Source organism: Holdemanella hominis (genome assembly GCF_014306155.1).
In the GTDB taxonomy this organism is placed as follows: domain Bacteria; phylum Bacillota_I; class Bacilli_A; order Erysipelotrichales; family Erysipelotrichaceae; genus Holdemanella; species Holdemanella hominis.
Genome location: NZ_JACRWH010000020.1, coordinates 15,329 through 30,390 on the forward strand (window position 1 = coordinate 15,329; position 15,062 = coordinate 30,390).

At 28.4% G+C, this 15,062-nt stretch carries 19 protein-coding genes; 7 read left to right on the top strand and 12 right to left on the bottom strand.

Annotated features, from left to right (window positions below; genetic code table 11):
• Nucleotides 1-17: 17 nt before the first annotated feature.
• The 11 genes from H8911_RS12465 to H8911_RS06280 all read right to left on the bottom strand — a co-directional run bounded on the left by H8911_RS12465 (nt 18) and on the right by H8911_RS06280 (nt 8,879).
• Nucleotides 18-365 (bottom strand): hypothetical protein, encoded by a 348-nt coding sequence (locus H8911_RS12465; RefSeq protein WP_222620975.1) that lies wholly within the window; start codon nt 363-365, stop codon nt 18-20.
• A 176-nt stretch (nt 366-541) separates the two neighbouring features.
• Entirely contained in the window at nt 542-2,002 is a 1,461-nt protein-coding gene (locus H8911_RS06240; RefSeq protein WP_186999045.1) for a coiled-coil domain-containing protein, read from the bottom strand.
• Complete coding sequence (locus H8911_RS12470; protein ID WP_222620976.1) at nt 1,999-2,418, bottom strand: hypothetical protein; 420 nt, start codon at nt 2,416-2,418, stop codon at nt 1,999-2,001. The genes H8911_RS06240 and H8911_RS12470 overlap by 4 nt, the downstream gene beginning before the upstream one ends.
• Entirely contained in the window at nt 2,321-3,016 is a 696-nt protein-coding gene (locus tag H8911_RS06245) for a hypothetical protein (protein ID WP_222620977.1), read from the bottom strand. Before H8911_RS06245 ends, H8911_RS12470 begins: the two co-directional genes overlap by 98 nt.
• Nucleotides 3,013-3,408, bottom strand: a complete 396-nt coding sequence (locus H8911_RS06250) for a hypothetical protein (RefSeq protein ID WP_186999046.1) — start codon at nt 3,406-3,408, stop codon at nt 3,013-3,015. The genes H8911_RS06245 and H8911_RS06250 overlap by 4 nt, the downstream gene beginning before the upstream one ends.
• Nucleotides 3,408-4,661, bottom strand: a complete 1,254-nt coding sequence (locus H8911_RS06255; RefSeq protein ID WP_186999047.1) for an LlaJI family restriction endonuclease — start codon at nt 4,659-4,661, stop codon at nt 3,408-3,410. The genes H8911_RS06250 and H8911_RS06255 overlap by 1 nt, the downstream gene beginning before the upstream one ends.
• Nucleotides 4,654-5,862: a hypothetical protein gene (locus H8911_RS06260; protein WP_186999048.1), complete on the bottom strand. Its 1,209-nt coding sequence runs from the start codon at nt 5,860-5,862 to the stop codon at nt 4,654-4,656. Before H8911_RS06260 ends, H8911_RS06255 begins: the two co-directional genes overlap by 8 nt.
• The gene (locus tag H8911_RS06265; RefSeq protein WP_186999049.1) at nt 5,849-6,571 is read right to left on the bottom strand and encodes a hypothetical protein; all 723 of its coding nucleotides are present in this window, start codon (nt 6,569-6,571) and stop codon (nt 5,849-5,851) included. The genes H8911_RS06260 and H8911_RS06265 overlap by 14 nt, the downstream gene beginning before the upstream one ends.
• Nucleotides 6,561-7,601, bottom strand: a complete 1,041-nt coding sequence (locus tag H8911_RS06270) for a DNA cytosine methyltransferase (RefSeq protein ID WP_186999050.1) — start codon at nt 7,599-7,601, stop codon at nt 6,561-6,563. Before H8911_RS06270 ends, H8911_RS06265 begins: the two co-directional genes overlap by 11 nt.
• Nucleotides 7,591-8,664, bottom strand: a complete 1,074-nt coding sequence (locus tag H8911_RS06275; protein WP_186999051.1) for a DNA cytosine methyltransferase — start codon at nt 8,662-8,664, stop codon at nt 7,591-7,593. The genes H8911_RS06270 and H8911_RS06275 overlap by 11 nt, the downstream gene beginning before the upstream one ends.
• Before the next feature lie 11 nt (nt 8,665-8,675).
• Nucleotides 8,676-8,879, bottom strand: a complete 204-nt coding sequence (locus H8911_RS06280; protein WP_186999052.1) for a helix-turn-helix domain-containing protein — start codon at nt 8,877-8,879, stop codon at nt 8,676-8,678.
• A 379-nt stretch (nt 8,880-9,258) separates the two neighbouring features.
• Between H8911_RS06280 and H8911_RS06285 the strand changes: the two genes are divergently transcribed.
• The 6 genes from H8911_RS06285 (at nt 9,259) to H8911_RS06310 (ending at nt 11,856) form a co-directional block, all read left to right on the top strand.
• Nucleotides 9,259-9,492: a hypothetical protein gene (locus H8911_RS06285; protein ID WP_186999053.1), complete on the top strand. Its 234-nt coding sequence runs from the start codon at nt 9,259-9,261 to the stop codon at nt 9,490-9,492.
• Nucleotides 9,493-9,500: 8 nt separating this feature from the next.
• Entirely contained in the window at nt 9,501-9,689 is a 189-nt protein-coding gene (locus H8911_RS06290) for a sigma-70 RNA polymerase sigma factor region 4 domain-containing protein (RefSeq protein WP_186999054.1), read from the top strand.
• A 422-nt stretch (nt 9,690-10,111) separates the two neighbouring features.
• On the top strand, nt 10,112-10,474 hold the full coding sequence (locus tag H8911_RS06295) for a type II toxin-antitoxin system PemK/MazF family toxin (protein WP_176931835.1): 363 nt from the start codon (nt 10,112-10,114) through the stop codon (nt 10,472-10,474).
• 48 nt (nt 10,475-10,522) lie between these two features.
• On the top strand, nt 10,523-10,741 hold the full coding sequence (locus H8911_RS06300; protein ID WP_176931834.1) for a DNA-binding protein: 219 nt from the start codon (nt 10,523-10,525) through the stop codon (nt 10,739-10,741).
• On the top strand, nt 10,722-11,609 hold the full coding sequence (locus H8911_RS06305) for a site-specific integrase (RefSeq protein ID WP_186999055.1): 888 nt from the start codon (nt 10,722-10,724) through the stop codon (nt 11,607-11,609). The genes H8911_RS06300 and H8911_RS06305 overlap by 20 nt, the downstream gene beginning before the upstream one ends.
• Complete coding sequence (locus tag H8911_RS06310; protein ID WP_186999056.1) at nt 11,566-11,856, top strand: plasmid mobilization protein; 291 nt, start codon at nt 11,566-11,568, stop codon at nt 11,854-11,856. The genes H8911_RS06305 and H8911_RS06310 overlap by 44 nt, the downstream gene beginning before the upstream one ends.
• 477 nt (nt 11,857-12,333) lie before the next feature.
• Here the strand turns inward: H8911_RS06310 and H8911_RS06315 are convergent, their stop codons facing one another.
• On the bottom strand, nt 12,334-13,497 hold the full coding sequence (locus tag H8911_RS06315; RefSeq protein ID WP_186999057.1) for an MFS transporter: 1,164 nt from the start codon (nt 13,495-13,497) through the stop codon (nt 12,334-12,336).
• Nucleotides 13,498-13,998: 501 nt separating this feature from the next.
• Here H8911_RS06315 and H8911_RS06320 point away from each other — a divergent pair.
• Entirely contained in the window at nt 13,999-14,973 is a 975-nt protein-coding gene (locus H8911_RS06320; RefSeq protein ID WP_186999058.1) for a helix-turn-helix domain-containing protein, read from the top strand.
• The last annotated feature ends 89 nt before the right edge of the window (nt 14,974-15,062 follow it).

A 15,062-nucleotide genomic window follows, 5' to 3' on the forward strand; every position in this document is an offset into this window, starting at 1 on the left:
ATTATACATTTTACATTTTAAATTCTAGATTTAATATATTTCTTTAAAACTAACCTGTGATGGATAAAGCTGCGATGGCTACACCAGTAAGATGTATATCGAAATGCTTTTGCTCCTGAAGCTAATTTTTTTATCTTAGCCAACAATTTCTGGAACTTAGCATAATTCGCTTTTACACCATCATCCAAATCCATTGGTTCCATCTTATCGCCCCAATGATGAACAACTTCTTCATACTTATTCAATTCTAATAATTGTTCATTAATCTTCTTCAATTGTTTAGATAATTTAACCCTTTCACTTGTGCTAGAAGCTTCATCAATTTGACTCTGTAACAATTCTACCTCTTCTTCTGTACGATACAATTTACTTTCACACACACGTGTTCTAGAAGTACCACAATTACCATCTGAAAATCGTATTGTACAAAATCCACCAGCATTACGAATAACAGTAGCTTTCTTGATAAAGACAGAAGAGGGAATAAAGTAAACAACATCTCCTTCATTAAATTTTTTTAATGTATTAACTTCCTTTAAGTTTATAAATCTACCATATTCTCAATTAATTTGTTATTAATTGTTATGATATTAGATGAATCAAATTTATAGGTAAATATTGATGCAATAATAATCTGATTTGCAGAAAAATCTCTTTTTAAAATATCCATCATTAATTGTACATTACTTTGATCAACTTCCTTACCACTCGGTGAATCCAAAATGATTGGTAATTTTATTTTCAGTGCTTTTTCTACTTCCAAAATATATGCTAATTTGAAAGCAAAGACTGTTTTATGTAAAACCGCACCAGATAGCTCTTTTAAATTAGACGTAAATAGATATGTAAAGTCAATTTTCTTATCATCGTTTACTTTTAATTCTGTGAGATATTTATTAACATTCGTATAGAGAGAATCAATTACCTCAGTATTTGATCTTGTTTTATTTGATATTTCTTTTCTGATATTTTTCAATTCTTTTTCTAATCTCTTTATTTCACTTTGTATAGATGGTGCACTAAGTTGTAATGTTGATATTTTTCGATCGAAGGATTGTGTTAACGTTTCTGATTCCAGAAAAGCGACTTGTTCTTCATCATATTTTCTTTGAAATTCCAACTTTTCTATTTCATTAAGAAGGGTGCTCAATTCCGCAACTAACATTTTATGTTTTGAAACAAGATAGTTAGTATTATCATCAAATCCAACAATATTATCTGATGTTACAGGAATAGTATCACCATTGGGGGCTTTTATTAATATTTTCATTTCTTCAATATATTTTTTAAATTGTTTATTTTTCTTTATTGTGTTAGATACTCGATTTATTTCTTTTTTTAATATATTTTTTTGTATTGTTAATTCTTGAATATTTGTTTCTAATCTTTCATCGTAATCTTCAGAAAATAATACTCCTGCTTCAGTTTCAATAGATTTTTGATATTGAGAAACACTAAACATTTGCTTGTACTTATTTAACTCTCTTGCTAATTGGCTTTCTTTTGCAATTAATGAATCACAATCTATATTAGATAATCCTCTAATTAAATCTTCAATATTAAATCTAAGACTACCTATAACTATCCCACGATTAAGCAAAGTCCACCCCTTTTCTTGGTCTACGTAAATCGTACCTAAAATATTATCTAGTAAATTATTATTGTCTGTATGGTAAATTATAGAATGTAATTTGTTAAGTTCACTAGGAAGAATGTATGTATATTCTTCCCCATTAATATTTGCACTTATAGAATTTTTTGAAGATCTATTTAACGTAATATCACCTAAGTATTCAGTATTTATAATAGTTTCAACTTCACATAACTCAAATTTAATATTTTTTGTATTTGGTATATTATAACCAAGCGAATATAATAAAAAACGTAATAATGTAGTTTTCCCACAACTATTTTTTTTGCTAAATATCAAATTGATTCCATCTTGAAATTTTATTTTACGATTAAAAAAACCTTCAGTAATATTTATAGATTTAATAATCATAAATTCACCCCGTTCTTAATTCTATCAATTTCATATCTTCGTTTTAAAATGCTATATATTATTGCTTGTGTCAAACCTTTTGAAGTATCAGCATCCATATTATCATTGGTAAAAATAGAAACATAATTTTTCCATTGATTCTTTAAAAAATAACCCATTTTTTTCTTTATTCCTTTTTCAGAATTAGGAACTTTGTAAATATTAAAGTCATAAACAATCTTTGTAAAAATTTCCACTTGTTCACAGCATGTATCTATAAATGATTTATACTGTCTTACAATTTCATCATAATCAACTTCCTCGCAGATTTCTTCAAAATCATTTCCAATCTTTTCGAGATCGGTAGTAACAACAATAATTGGCCATATTAAATCCTTTTTCGATAAAACAATAGAAACATCTTTTTTTTGAACCATTTGTAAATATATTATCTTTCCATATTTTGAATAATTGTTTCCCTAATCCAGGATCTTTTAATTTTAATTCACCAATAAAATCATTAATTTTTTGTGTAACTACCTTATACCGTTCATTTTCATCATCTGTTTCAAATGGAAGTATCTGAATAGAAAATTGATTTAAATCTAATGGACAAGGAACATTATTTAAATAACTATTTATTATTTTCTTTGAACTATCTGGCAAACTGCCATAACTTCTATGAGCATCACCATAAAAAATACTTTTTGAATTCTCTTCATTTAAAGGATTAGGGGAATTAGTGATTAAGATCAATTTGTTCGTTTTTATTTTTTCACTACCTTCAGATAACGAGTGCAAAGCTTTTTCTAAATTTTTCCGCACGTTTCGAAAATCAGTACTACTTTTTTCAACTGCTTTTGCTTGTGCCAATATATGGTGATTATTGTTCAAAGTTATGTCTATATCTTCATAATTACTTTCAAGACGAACACAATTAAGCTCAGATATATTTTCTAATAATAAAATGATTGCTGCATTGACTTGAAAATCAAACCCAAATAGGACAGCACTAGCTCTTCTATTAGCCGTCATAAAACTATATCCTTTGAAATGTTCAAAAAAATGAAATCACGTTTAGAATCATAAGGCCTTATTTGTATTCCTGTTTGAGTTTGATAAGATATATTATCAATAAAATATCCTTGACCATATACAATAAAAGTTAAATAGTCTTCAACAATTGCAATATCAACACCATTCTTTGAATCTATATAATTAATCATCTCATCACAATTATGTAAATTACACGATTTAATAATTGGTTCTTTATCTTTGTTAGCTTCATCAAAATATTTTATAATTGCAGCACAATCATAATTTGGATAATTTGAAAGCTTTGATAAAAGATCTTGATTTTCTTGATTGTGCTTTTCTTCTTCAAGCTCATTGCAATCAAGAATACTTTTTGTATTCAATAAACGCATTAATTATCAGCCCCCTCGTCTGTTTGTTCTTTTATTCTTTCCTCTATTACAGTACACAAATTGTTAATTATGTCAGTATCAATAGTTTTATAATTTCTTAGCAAATAATTAAAATCTATTCCGAATGCATATACCTTTTCATAATCTTTTTGTTGATCACCATCACGCCAGTCGGTATAAGCTTGTCCGAAATAAGCAAGATTTCCATCATTGTACTTTAAAGTATTAGGATCTTCTACAAATATTTCTAGCTTTTTATTGTACGGCAATATAAAAGCATTTCTAACTTTAGTATCATGTAATTTATGATTATGATAAGCATGATCTCCATATGTAATTTGCTTTTGAATTGATTGTGTTTCTGGTAAATCCTTTACATCATGTGTAACACCATACTGATACATCTTTGCATCTAATATATAAGTCGCACCATTTCGCTTTAATATGGTATCTGGCCTTAATTCTGATGCTTTTTTTGCTTTCTGATTATTCAATTGCCAATAACCGTTTGGATTATATTTTTTCTTTTCATTTTCCTTTAGACCATCAAATAGTTTATCTATCATAGTTTCAAAAACATAATAATAGTTTTCAATTCCATAGGAATATGCATTAGAGATTAAATTATTACCATCCGAATTATTTAATATTTTTAAAAGATGATTATATCTTAATTTTTTAATATCATCGAATGTTTGATTTAACCCTTTTTTAATTGAATTAATCATTTCATTCACTGAAAATAACTGTTGGATTTCAACATAGAAATTATAATTAAATATCCATCCGATTCTTTCAAGACTTTGTTTTAAACATAGTTTGTATGTTTGTGCCACAATATCATTTGAAGCAGTCATTTTTGAAGTAATTAATTTATCATAAATAATATTACCATCCGAATAAATAGGAACTTGTTTTAAAATTTTTTTCCATTCGATTTTTCCACTATTCGACTTTGAATATACTTTTTCACGATTATAATAGAATCCATTTTCAAGATAATCATGAATAATCCATAAATATGAATCAATAGGCCAAACTTCATTATTTACTTTTTTACCTGTTTTTACAGACTCTTTTTCTGATGATTTTGCAATAGATAAAGATTTCAAAAATAATAATAGGTCTTGTTTTCTATTTTCGTCTTGACGAAATACTTGTGGAACAAATAGATTTACAGAGTTATTTTCGAACTTAATTCCAACAAAATCATTTGATTTTTCTACTGGAATAACATTAATTTGTTTAATCATCGCTATCATCTGCTTTTGTTACAAATCCAAGCATTTGTTCAGTTATTTCATCTACAAACACTTTATTAAAAACACATTTACTTTCTGCTTGTTCTGCTCCAGTTTCGTTGATTGCATCTATATATAAATTAATTCTTTCATATATATTATCAATGGAATTTAACTGCTTTTCAAAGAGAATAGAATGATCAAATTTTGTAACATCATTGTATAAATAATCTAATATATTATTTTCAAAATTACTTAATTTGACATCATCTTTTTCCATTGGTCCATCAGTCAACATGTCCTCATTAGCAAAATAAGCTCCCATTTGCTTGTCTTCAGAAATAGGTGCATCTTTTTTTATGCTTTGACTAATCATCTCTTTATTTATTGTTTTTGCAAAATTCTCCCAAGTGATATCAGTATAAGGAACATACATATCTTTAATGTGTCCAACATTTTCCCAATCATTTGTTATTCTTTCTCGATTCCACCTTCTCTTAAAAGCTGTATCAAGAGGGAATACATTTTGATCACTTGTATTCATTGTCGCAAATATTGTTAAATTGTGCGGAATCATAATTCTCTCTAAATTATAGTTTGAAGGTAAACTTTCAATATTCTTTAAATTTTCTTTTAAATAGGATTCAATGAATTCATTATTAATTGGATATTCACTATCACCATTTTTACGATCCAATAATTGGAAAGTATCACCAAAGATTGCAGCGGCATTTCCTCTATTTATTTCTTCAATAATCAAATACACTTGGGAATTATCTTTATCAATTAAGTGTTGATAGGCTCGTAGTAATGCTTTAGTGAATGGTCCAGGGATTCTTTTGTAAGTCACTATACTTTTGTAATCAACTGAACCATCATCATTGTTCACTTCCACTTTTTCAACGCATGGATAAATTTGTCCGATAAAATCGCTATTAGAATAATCTAAATAGAATGTTGTTCTTATAATATCAGACTCATCAGCCTTTTTTGCAATTTTATTTTTAATTGCTTCATCTACAAATTCAGGTTTATGATTTAACATTGCATCAATCTTATAGCTTTTCCCACATCCAGGAATACCATAAAAAATTTTGTTGTATCCAATGCCTGATATGTCGTTATTATTTGTATTCACTTTTTCAAGACTGGTTTTTAATTGGTTTACATCATTCAGTATACTTGTTAAAACTTTACTGTTATCTATTTGCATTGTCATACCCCTCCATTTTTTTTATTAAATAACTAAGTGATAGCGTATCATCATGATTTTTTTTCAAAATGTTTAGTTGTAACAAAAAACTTGTTATATATTGAAATGAATTAATGTTGCTTATTGGCTCAATATCATTTGGAGAAATTATTTTTGATCTGTAATTGTTTATGATGTTATCTAACATATCCATCCGATCTTTTTTTCTACAATCTGTTAAAATGAAAAATTCGTTTTTGTCAATAGTTTCATATTTCTTTAAAAAAGAATATAAATCTCTATATATTTCATCATCAGAGACAAGTAAATAATTGAATAAAATTACTCCAAATTTTGCATATATTCTTCTAACAATTAATTGTTGTTCTTCACTTAAGTCATCGCTTTTCAATTCGATTTTTAAAAAGGAAATAAAACAAATTCCTTCCAGAGTAAACAAAGAATCATTCACTATAATTTCTCTTATACGTGATCCACCTTTTATTATATTTTCATGGTTAATTACCCCAAGTTTTATTAAAAATGGAATAATCATTCTTATTTCTGAATTATCACTTGAGATAGAAGAACTTATCAAATTTTGAAATACAGAATAATCATATTTTCCTGAAGTACAGTCATTATGTAAAAAATCATAAATATTAATAATTGCTTTTTTATATTTTTGTGTAAACGATAATCCAGGATTACTACATCCCTCAACTTTCATTATCTAATTCCTCCTTGATTTGTTTTGCAATAGCATATGCGAGAAGAGGTGGAACCGCATTTCCAACTTGTTTATATTGACTTGTTTTTGAACCATAAAACACAAAATCATCAGGGAATGATTGTAGTCTAGCATTTTCTCTAACTGATGGAATTCTATTTTCTTTGTAGTGAAAATAATTTCTATGCCCTGTATCAACTGTATTTGATTGAGACTTGCTATTCATCCTTTGAAAAGCTTTGTTATATTTTCTAATTTCCCAATATTCTTCAGATAAATCTTTTATACTACCTCCATCAGCTATTTTGGAAATAATATTTTTTGTTGCATCCGTATGATTAGTTGGTTCATGGTTGGATAATATCGGTTGTTTTTGGCGCATTTTTTTCTGATATGGGTTAGTTGCTGGGTATAAGTACGTTGTTTTTGTAATACCATCTTCTAAAGAAGGCAAATCCGAAAGTGCTTCATAAGTTGTAATCTTGTAATTAAATTTTTCAGGAAATTTAAATTGATGACTATTTTTCATTCCAACAAAAAATACTCTGTAACGATTTTGAGGTACCCCATAATCAGCTGCATTTAAAATTTGATAAGTCACGTTATAACCGAGCTTGCTAAACCTATTTATAATATCATCTTTAAATGCACCATTTGCTAATGTTAGTAACCCTTTCACATTTTCTATAACAAAGAATTCAGGTTGTATTTTTTCTACAATTCGACAGTACTCTAAATATAAATGATTTCTAGGATCATTTATATTTCTTGTTCCAACAGTGCTATATCCTTGGCATGGAGGTCCTCCAATAATACCAACGATACTTTCTTTTTTTATTTCATCTAGATATTTATCATCCCAAGTATGAATATCATGACATTGAGCAACTGGCTTTTTATGATTTCTATTGTAAGTTATAACTGCATCTTCCCACATATCTATCGCAATTTTAACTTCAAATCCTGCTTTTTCAAATCCTTTACTCAATCCACCACAGCCACAAAATAAATCAATAATTTTATTGTTCATTATCTAACAACTCCTTAATTGCTTCAGCAATAGATTTTGCAAGTAATGGGGGTACTGCATTACCTACTTGACGATATTGATCGGATCTATTACCTAAAAATATAAAATCATCCGGGAAAGATTGAAGTCGAGCAGCTTCTCTTACAGTAGGTATTCGGTTGTATTTCGGATGAAAATAATTACTGTGATTATTTCCCGTGTCTATTGTTACAGAAACATCATCTTCCTTTAAGCGTTTATATGCAGAGGAATGTCTATTTTTCCGATCAGATGGCCATAATTCTGCAGGTACATTTTTCCAATTTCCACCTTGAGGTACAAAGGAAATACGGTGTTGCACCTTTTCAGCAGGGTATCTTACATCATGGTTGTAAATGATATTATTTTTATTTCTTAAGTATTTTTGATATTTAGTTTTTGGTGTATTAGGTAAATTCACAACACCAGTTGCATCATCAAAATCATATAATTCAGAGATTGCTTCACTAACAGTAACAGTATGTTTTGCTTTTTTTAAACTATCAAAATTAAATTTTTCTAAGTTTTTAGTGATAACAAAGAAGTTCCTTAATCTTTTTTGTGGTACACCATATTCAGAAGCATCTAGTATTTTGTGAGTAACATTGTAACCACGTTCTTCAAAAATTTCATAAATTCTATTTTTGGCATAACCATTGTTATTGGTAATAATTCCACGAACATTTTCAATAAGAACAACTTTTGGCTTAGCCAAATCAACAAATTTAACAAATTCAAAAAATAATTTATTTCTTGGATCATCACCTTCCATTTTATGTCTGTTTGCAGATGAAAATCCCTGACAAGGTGGTCCACCAATTATCACATCAACCTGGTTGAGATTTGGAAAACAAGATTTGATGTCTTCTTCACTAAAATTCAATAAATCTGTACAAATTGCTTTAGAATTTTTGAAATTTTTTTGGTAAGTTTCAATAGCCTTTTGATTAAAGTCTATTCCACCAATTATATTAAATCCAGCAAGTTTGAATCCCTCACTCAATCCACCACAACCACAAAATAAATCTATTACACTATATTTCATAAAAACTCCTTTTAGTCATAAATAATTTCAACAATATCATCAAATGTACAATTTAAACATTTACATATTTTGATTAATGTTTCCATTGATACGGTTTGTTGTTTTGATAATTTAGCCAAAGTTCCCGCAGTTAAATCTGCTTCTTTAGCCAAATCTGTTTTTTTCATTCCTTTATCAATTAATAACTTAAATAAAGGATTATAACTAATCTCCATATAATAAGCCCTCTTTTTCGTCCAGGTACTATTATATAAGAAACATGGAAACATTTGAATAAGAATATAACTTTTTTGTTATATTTCATCTAGATAAAAGGAATTAATATCTAATATTGTTCAATTTTTAATTTTCAACAATTTTACTCAATCCTTCTTTATAAGGTTTACATTAATAGTCATACCTAAAAACCAGATCTCTGTTTATTCAGACAGTTGATCTGGTTTTTTATTTTCATTGTCAAATTAGAAGAAGGGATTCTCTTCATCTAATTTGTTTATAAATTTCTTCGATAATGCAATTTTTTGTTGTTTTCGTCGGCTCATATATGAAGGGTTACTTCCTTCAAAAGTGTGATTTTAAAAGGAGAAAGATGAAATGACAAGATTTAAAAACCACAGAAGTGAAGAAAACAGATTTAAAAAATGGAAAGAAAGGGATGAAAAATTCATCAGAATGAATGGTTTGACAGAAGACAAAATCAAACTTATCTATGATTATGATCGCATGATTTTTAATTCAGATCATAGATTCTATGAACATGCGCTACAACCATCTGATAATTTTTTGAATACGTATGTGATAATGCAACAGCAGAAATACCAACAGTAGAAGATTTTATGAATTCAATTCATAGTATAGCTCTTGCAAAAGCTTTAGAAGAATTTGGATTTGAGGTTCAACTCATTGTCTTTTTAATGTATCGTGGGTATACCGGAAAAGAAATATCCGAAATTACTGGTATTCCTAGATATACGATATCAAGAAGACTATCCAAACTAGAAAAAGTATATAAATCTAAAAAATAATGAAAAGTGTGCAATTATTGAGTATTTCAATTGGCTCATAGGGTGAAGGAAAAAAATATTCTCTTATATAGCTATAGCTCTTTGAAAACTCAATAACAACTATTCGATACAGCACTTATATATTCGAGCTATTCCACTACTGCGCGATGATGTTTTTAACGAGCGATGATACTTTAGATTGATAAACAATGATGCTGATTGTGCCATGACAATATATAAGATAATGATACTTCTAGCGACAGGCCCACGCGTAAGATGGGTTGGTGCAACTCCAATGAAAGATGAATTGCGAACATCTTGTCGAGTAGGATTCCCTTGTTTTCGGGTAATCAGGTGATAAATAGGAAACACGATAAATACTAATTATTAAATATCAACCAGGAGCAATCCTGGTTTTACATATTAGAAAGAGAGCTTCGAATATGAAAGTTAAACGAGGAGAAATTTATTTAGCCAATTTAAATGATGCCTATGGAAGTGAACAAGCTAGAGTAAGACCTGTATTAGTGATTCAAAATAACCTAGGAAATAAACATAGTCCAACAACAATTGTTGCGTGTTTAACTAGTAAGGTTAATTCCAAAGCACATCTTCCAACACATTATTTAATTCGCTACAACAAAGATTTAAAATACCAATCCATTGTCATGTTAGAACAAATCAAAGTCATTGATAAATCACGATTAATAAAAAGAATTACAAAGCTCGATAAAAGACAAATGGCAAGGATTGATTATCAAATCAAAACGAGTCTTGCACTTCATAAACATGGTTTGCATGTGTGAATGTATTTTCAAAATCATCTATAACATCATTGAAAGGAGAAATGTTTTATGCAAGAAAAAAGATTTTTATCAGCAAAAGAAGTCGGAGAAATCATGGGGAGATCAACTTCATATGCACATAGATATATCTGCCAACTAAATGAAGAACTAGAGAAAAAAGGATATCTAACTATCAAAGGAAGAGTTGTTAGTACTTATTTCTATGAACGTTTCTTTGGCAAGGACGATGAAACAAAGGATAGCAAGTATGTCCGTATACAGAGATAAGCAAAGAAATACTTGGTTTGTTGTCACAAGATATAAAGATTGGACTGGCAAAGCTAAACAAACTACAAAACATGATGCTCAAAGATATGAATCCTTATTCATTGACAAAAAGAAAGATAGCACTGACATCTTATTTAAGAACTTTGTTGAAATCTATCTAGAATCAATGGAATATCGTATTAAAGAAAATACGTTGATGACCAAACAAAATATCTTTTATCATCATATCGTTCCCTATCTTGGTGAAATGAAGTTCTGGACTAAGGAAGAATATCTTACTTTCTCTAGAGCAATGATGAATAAAGAAGAAAGTTATCATGCATTTGAAATCTTGTATTGGTGTGGCATACGTCTTGGTGAACTGCTTGCCTTAATAGCTGAAGATTTTGATTTTGAAAAGAAAACTTTAAGAATCAACAAATCATATCAGCGCATTAAAGGCAAAGACGTTATCACAACACCTAAAACCAGAAAAAGTAATCGTGTATTAACACTTCCTGATTTTCTAGCCGAAGAAATGCAAGATTATATCTCTAGACTCCCCTACTTAAAAGTTGATGATCGCATCTTTACAATCACTAAATCTGGTCTTCATCATGAAATAGATCGAGGATGCAGAGAAACCGATGTTAAAAGAATACGTATCCATGATTTAAGACATTCCCATGTATCTATGCTGATTGAAATGGGATTCAGTGCAGTAGATATCGCAAATCGTGTTGGACATGAAAGTGTGAAAGTAACCTATCGATACGCACATATGTTTCCTAATAAAGATCTAATGATTGCCAAAAAATTAAACATTTCAAGAAATGGTGAAAAAGATGAGCAAGAAGAACCTGGATCAGAAAGGACGTTTGAGAAATAAAATTATTTCATTCAGAATGTCAAAAGAGGAAGCAGAACTATTAGATAGAAGAGTACTGATGTCCGGACTTACAAAACAAGATTTTATAGTCAATTCATTACTCGGAAAAGAGATAGCCGTATATGGTAATCCATATGTATTCAGAAGCCTACAAGATGAACTTATTCGGTTCATTAACTTGTATGGAACTAAAATTGATAACGATGCAGACGATGAAATGATTACTTTGGCCCTCCAAACCGCTTAGCCAAATTTCAGCGATTTAAGCTAAAAAATAAGCTGATTTTTATCTAAAATCGGTCAATTTTACCTGTTTTTCACTGAAAAGTACGATTTTGGACCCTTATGAAAGCCTTTAGTTAAGGCACCAAATACAAAATACGTTTTCAAAACGTTTTCAGCGCCACTTGAGACATTAAAAAAAGCCCTTGAATAAAGGACTTTTTCAACTTTTGATATTATTCGAACTCAATTTTGTGTACTTTTAAATCCATACAACATATACATTATATGGTCATTTATACAATTATTTCCTGTATTATTTTATATTCCAAATCTTTTACGTATATTTTGTACTCATTTTGGAGTCACTGTGAGTACATATTGAGTACAAGCATTTTAATATCTAGCACTATCACCATTAAAGAATGGGAGTGAATCAGCCTAACACAATAAAATATGCAATGGTCAAAAAATTATCATAGATCCGTTGTTTAAAGAAAAATCATATTTTTTTGGCCAATATAGAAGTTATAAATAACAAACTTAAACAAATCATTCCGCAACACAAAAATGTTGTAGAAAATCCATATATATCAGAAAAATGTCCAACCAATGGAGAAATAAGCATGCCTGTTATAGCAATCAATAAACTACGTAAAGAGAGAATCGTACCACGATTTGTATCTTCTATACTTTTTTGAAGACATGAATTGTATGAAATATTATTAATGCTCATTAAACTTGCACAACAAACATAAAGTAGCCAGGATAATAATATATGTCCTTGAAAAATAGACATTATTATAAATAAAGTTACTATAATAAAAGGCAGTTTTCTAACACTAAAGTCATATCCTAGTTTAGAATTAATTTTTTGAGCACAAATTCCAAATACCGATTGTGAGAACATTACACAACTGAACATAAAACCAATTACGTTTTCAGTGATGTTATGTGACTTTAGTAATACAGAATAATAATCCTCATAAGGAAGGAAGCATATTGCTAAAATTGCAGGTAACAGAATCAAATATATAACTTTGTAATTAAAAAAATCAAAACCACGAAAAAATCGAAAACACTCTTTAGGTTCTTTTATCTGATTGTTATTGAACATCCGTGTTTCTTTAAATATAAATATAAAAATAAAGCATATAATTTGTATAGCGACATCAAAGTAGAATACAGTAGCATAGCTATATCTAGCCAAAAAGCCACCAATTATACTAGACAATCCGATACTACAATAGAACAATATTTTATCGATGCCCATGTAGTAATCCATTTTATCTGGAAAACATTTTAAAATAGACTCACTAAAAATACAGTCAGCAGTTCCAGATAAAAACGCAAAAGAGATTCCTCGAATGATAGAAATCAATAAAAAGGAGTTATATGAACGTGTAATAAGAGTAGAGATCAAAAAAACAATTAGTGAAACCTGTCCAATATAAGCACATGTTTTTCTACCATATTTATCAGAAAAAACACCACTTGGAACTTCAAAAATAAGTTTTGAAATCTGATACACTGAAATAATAAATCCAATTTGTGTTAAAGACATATTTTGTTGCTTAAGAAAAAGCGCATAAATAAAGCTTAATGGTGATAAATTCGTTAAAAAATCAAAGATTAAGAATAAATATATATTTCTTTTATACTCCATATGCATTTTCCTCCAATAAATTCTTTATAAACAATTCTATTAGGTTAATAATTTCTTTTTGGCTTGATTGATTGTTTTCAATGGCAACCACTACCACATGTTGGTTTAAGTAACATGATTTACATATATAATCATTCGTATAATATGCTACTTCAGCATTCTATCAATCATTTCACTGTTAATATTTTTAAAATATTTTCCAATATCAATCCTATTTATACACGTTTTAAATCAATATTTCGAGAATTATTTCCTTATTTATACTTTTTAAATTATTTTCAAATCAGTAAAAAAAGCGCTAATGGCATAAAACTAATAATACCTTTCAATTTTATAAGTATTAAAAATGACTTTTTGCTTATGACAAACGACTCTTTTGAACATTTCAAAAAAACAATAGTTTTTCATTGATAGTAAAATATTGAAATTCAATTTTTTGAAAAGCGGATCTATGATAAAATCGAATATATATTATAAATATTTTTTTGGAGATGAATGTATATGGTAAATTACGGTAAATATATAAAAATTAATCGATATCTACAGAAAAAATCAATCTCAGAATTATGCGATGGAATATGTACCCCTTCAACATTGAGTAAAATAGAAAATAACAAAAGTAATATTAATCCTAAGATTATCAATCAAATATTAGAAAGATTGAGCAATATCAATATTGATATTTTAGAAGCAAATACAAATCGTCTTAAGCCTTTAAAAGAGTTATTTATACAAAGACTTATGTTAAATTTGGATAGATCAGATTTAATGGCAAAAATAGAGAAGGAGCAATCTAATTATCTTCATTCGGAATATATTCTCTTTTTCTATATTGCAAAACTCTTTTCTAACTTTGATTTATATCATATAAATAATAAAGATATTGATGAGGAAGCCTTAGATTTGATAAGCGAAGTGATTGAGTTTGGGGATTTTAACGAGTTATATTTTTATAATTTATTAAAGATTATAAGATACAAGAATACCAATAATAGACTCAGAGATTTCAAAAAAATTATTGATGGTGACAGATATGGATGGTTGAGCTATTTTTATTGTGATGATTTGTTTCATAGTGGGAACATAAACGAAGCTTATATGGGCACAAAAAAATGTTATGAATTGGCCTGTGAAAACTGTAACATTAATCTAATGTATGGCTGTCTTCTTCTCTTGGGACTATGTTCTTTGGAATTAAGCAATTCTAATGAGTCTGTAAAGTATTTTAAAAAGCTTGAAAATCTTGCTCCATTTATGAAATATGATATTAATTTTGTCATCAATTATAACTTGGGAGCAACTATGCTCGAAAAGAAAAATATAGAAAAAGCAAAATATTATTTAGAAGCATTAGAAGCAGATAAGTACGCTTTTTCGATTAGCTCTTTTTCGTATTATGAAACCAGGAAGAAAAGTATTCTGGTTAATATAGAATTGTATAATGTGGATGAACAGATCAAGAATCATTTCTATTGAAAGAGAATCAACTGTTTGTTTAGTTATTCATGGTATTCAAGTCAGGATATAATATTCCTGGCTTTTTCTTTTTGCAGGCATGTAATGAG

Bases quoted from the DNA above. Each gene is read 5' to 3' on its own strand.
- H8911_RS06240 (WP_186999045.1), bottom strand. From the start codon at position 2,002: ATGATTATTAAATCTATAAATATTACTGAAGGTTTTTTTAATCGTAAA.
- H8911_RS12470 (WP_222620976.1), bottom strand. From the start codon at position 2,418: ATGGTTCAAAAAAAAGATGTTTCTATTGTTTTATCGAAAAAGGATTTA.
- H8911_RS06245 (WP_222620977.1), bottom strand. From the start codon at position 3,016: ATGACGGCTAATAGAAGAGCTAGTGCTGTCCTATTTGGGTTTGATTTT.
- H8911_RS06250 (WP_186999046.1), bottom strand. From the start codon at position 3,408: ATGCGTTTATTGAATACAAAAAGTATTCTTGATTGCAATGAGCTTGAA.
- H8911_RS06255 (WP_186999047.1), bottom strand. From the start codon at position 4,661: ATGATTAAACAAATTAATGTTATTCCAGTAGAAAAATCAAATGATTTT.
- H8911_RS06260 (WP_186999048.1), bottom strand. From the start codon at position 5,862: ATGCAAATAGATAACAGTAAAGTTTTAACAAGTATACTGAATGATGTA.
- H8911_RS06265 (WP_186999049.1), bottom strand. From the start codon at position 6,571: ATGAAAGTTGAGGGATGTAGTAATCCTGGATTATCGTTTACACAAAAA.
- H8911_RS06270 (WP_186999050.1), bottom strand. From the start codon at position 7,601: ATGAACAATAAAATTATTGATTTATTTTGTGGCTGTGGTGGATTGAGT.
- H8911_RS06275 (WP_186999051.1), bottom strand. From the start codon at position 8,664: ATGAAATATAGTGTAATAGATTTATTTTGTGGTTGTGGTGGATTGAGT.
- H8911_RS06280 (WP_186999052.1), bottom strand. From the start codon at position 8,879: ATGGAGATTAGTTATAATCCTTTATTTAAGTTATTAATTGATAAAGGA.
- H8911_RS06285 (WP_186999053.1), top strand. From the start codon at position 9,259: ATGACAAGATTTAAAAACCACAGAAGTGAAGAAAACAGATTTAAAAAA.
- H8911_RS06290 (WP_186999054.1), top strand. From the start codon at position 9,501: ATGAATTCAATTCATAGTATAGCTCTTGCAAAAGCTTTAGAAGAATTT.
- H8911_RS06295 (WP_176931835.1), top strand. From the start codon at position 10,112: ATGAAAGTTAAACGAGGAGAAATTTATTTAGCCAATTTAAATGATGCC.
- H8911_RS06300 (WP_176931834.1), top strand. From the start codon at position 10,523: ATGCAAGAAAAAAGATTTTTATCAGCAAAAGAAGTCGGAGAAATCATG.
- H8911_RS06305 (WP_186999055.1), top strand. From the start codon at position 10,722: ATGTCCGTATACAGAGATAAGCAAAGAAATACTTGGTTTGTTGTCACA.
- H8911_RS06310 (WP_186999056.1), top strand. From the start codon at position 11,566: ATGAGCAAGAAGAACCTGGATCAGAAAGGACGTTTGAGAAATAAAATT.
- H8911_RS06315 (WP_186999057.1), bottom strand. From the start codon at position 13,497: ATGGAGTATAAAAGAAATATATATTTATTCTTAATCTTTGATTTTTTA.
- H8911_RS06320 (WP_186999058.1), top strand. From the start codon at position 13,999: ATGGTAAATTACGGTAAATATATAAAAATTAATCGATATCTACAGAAA.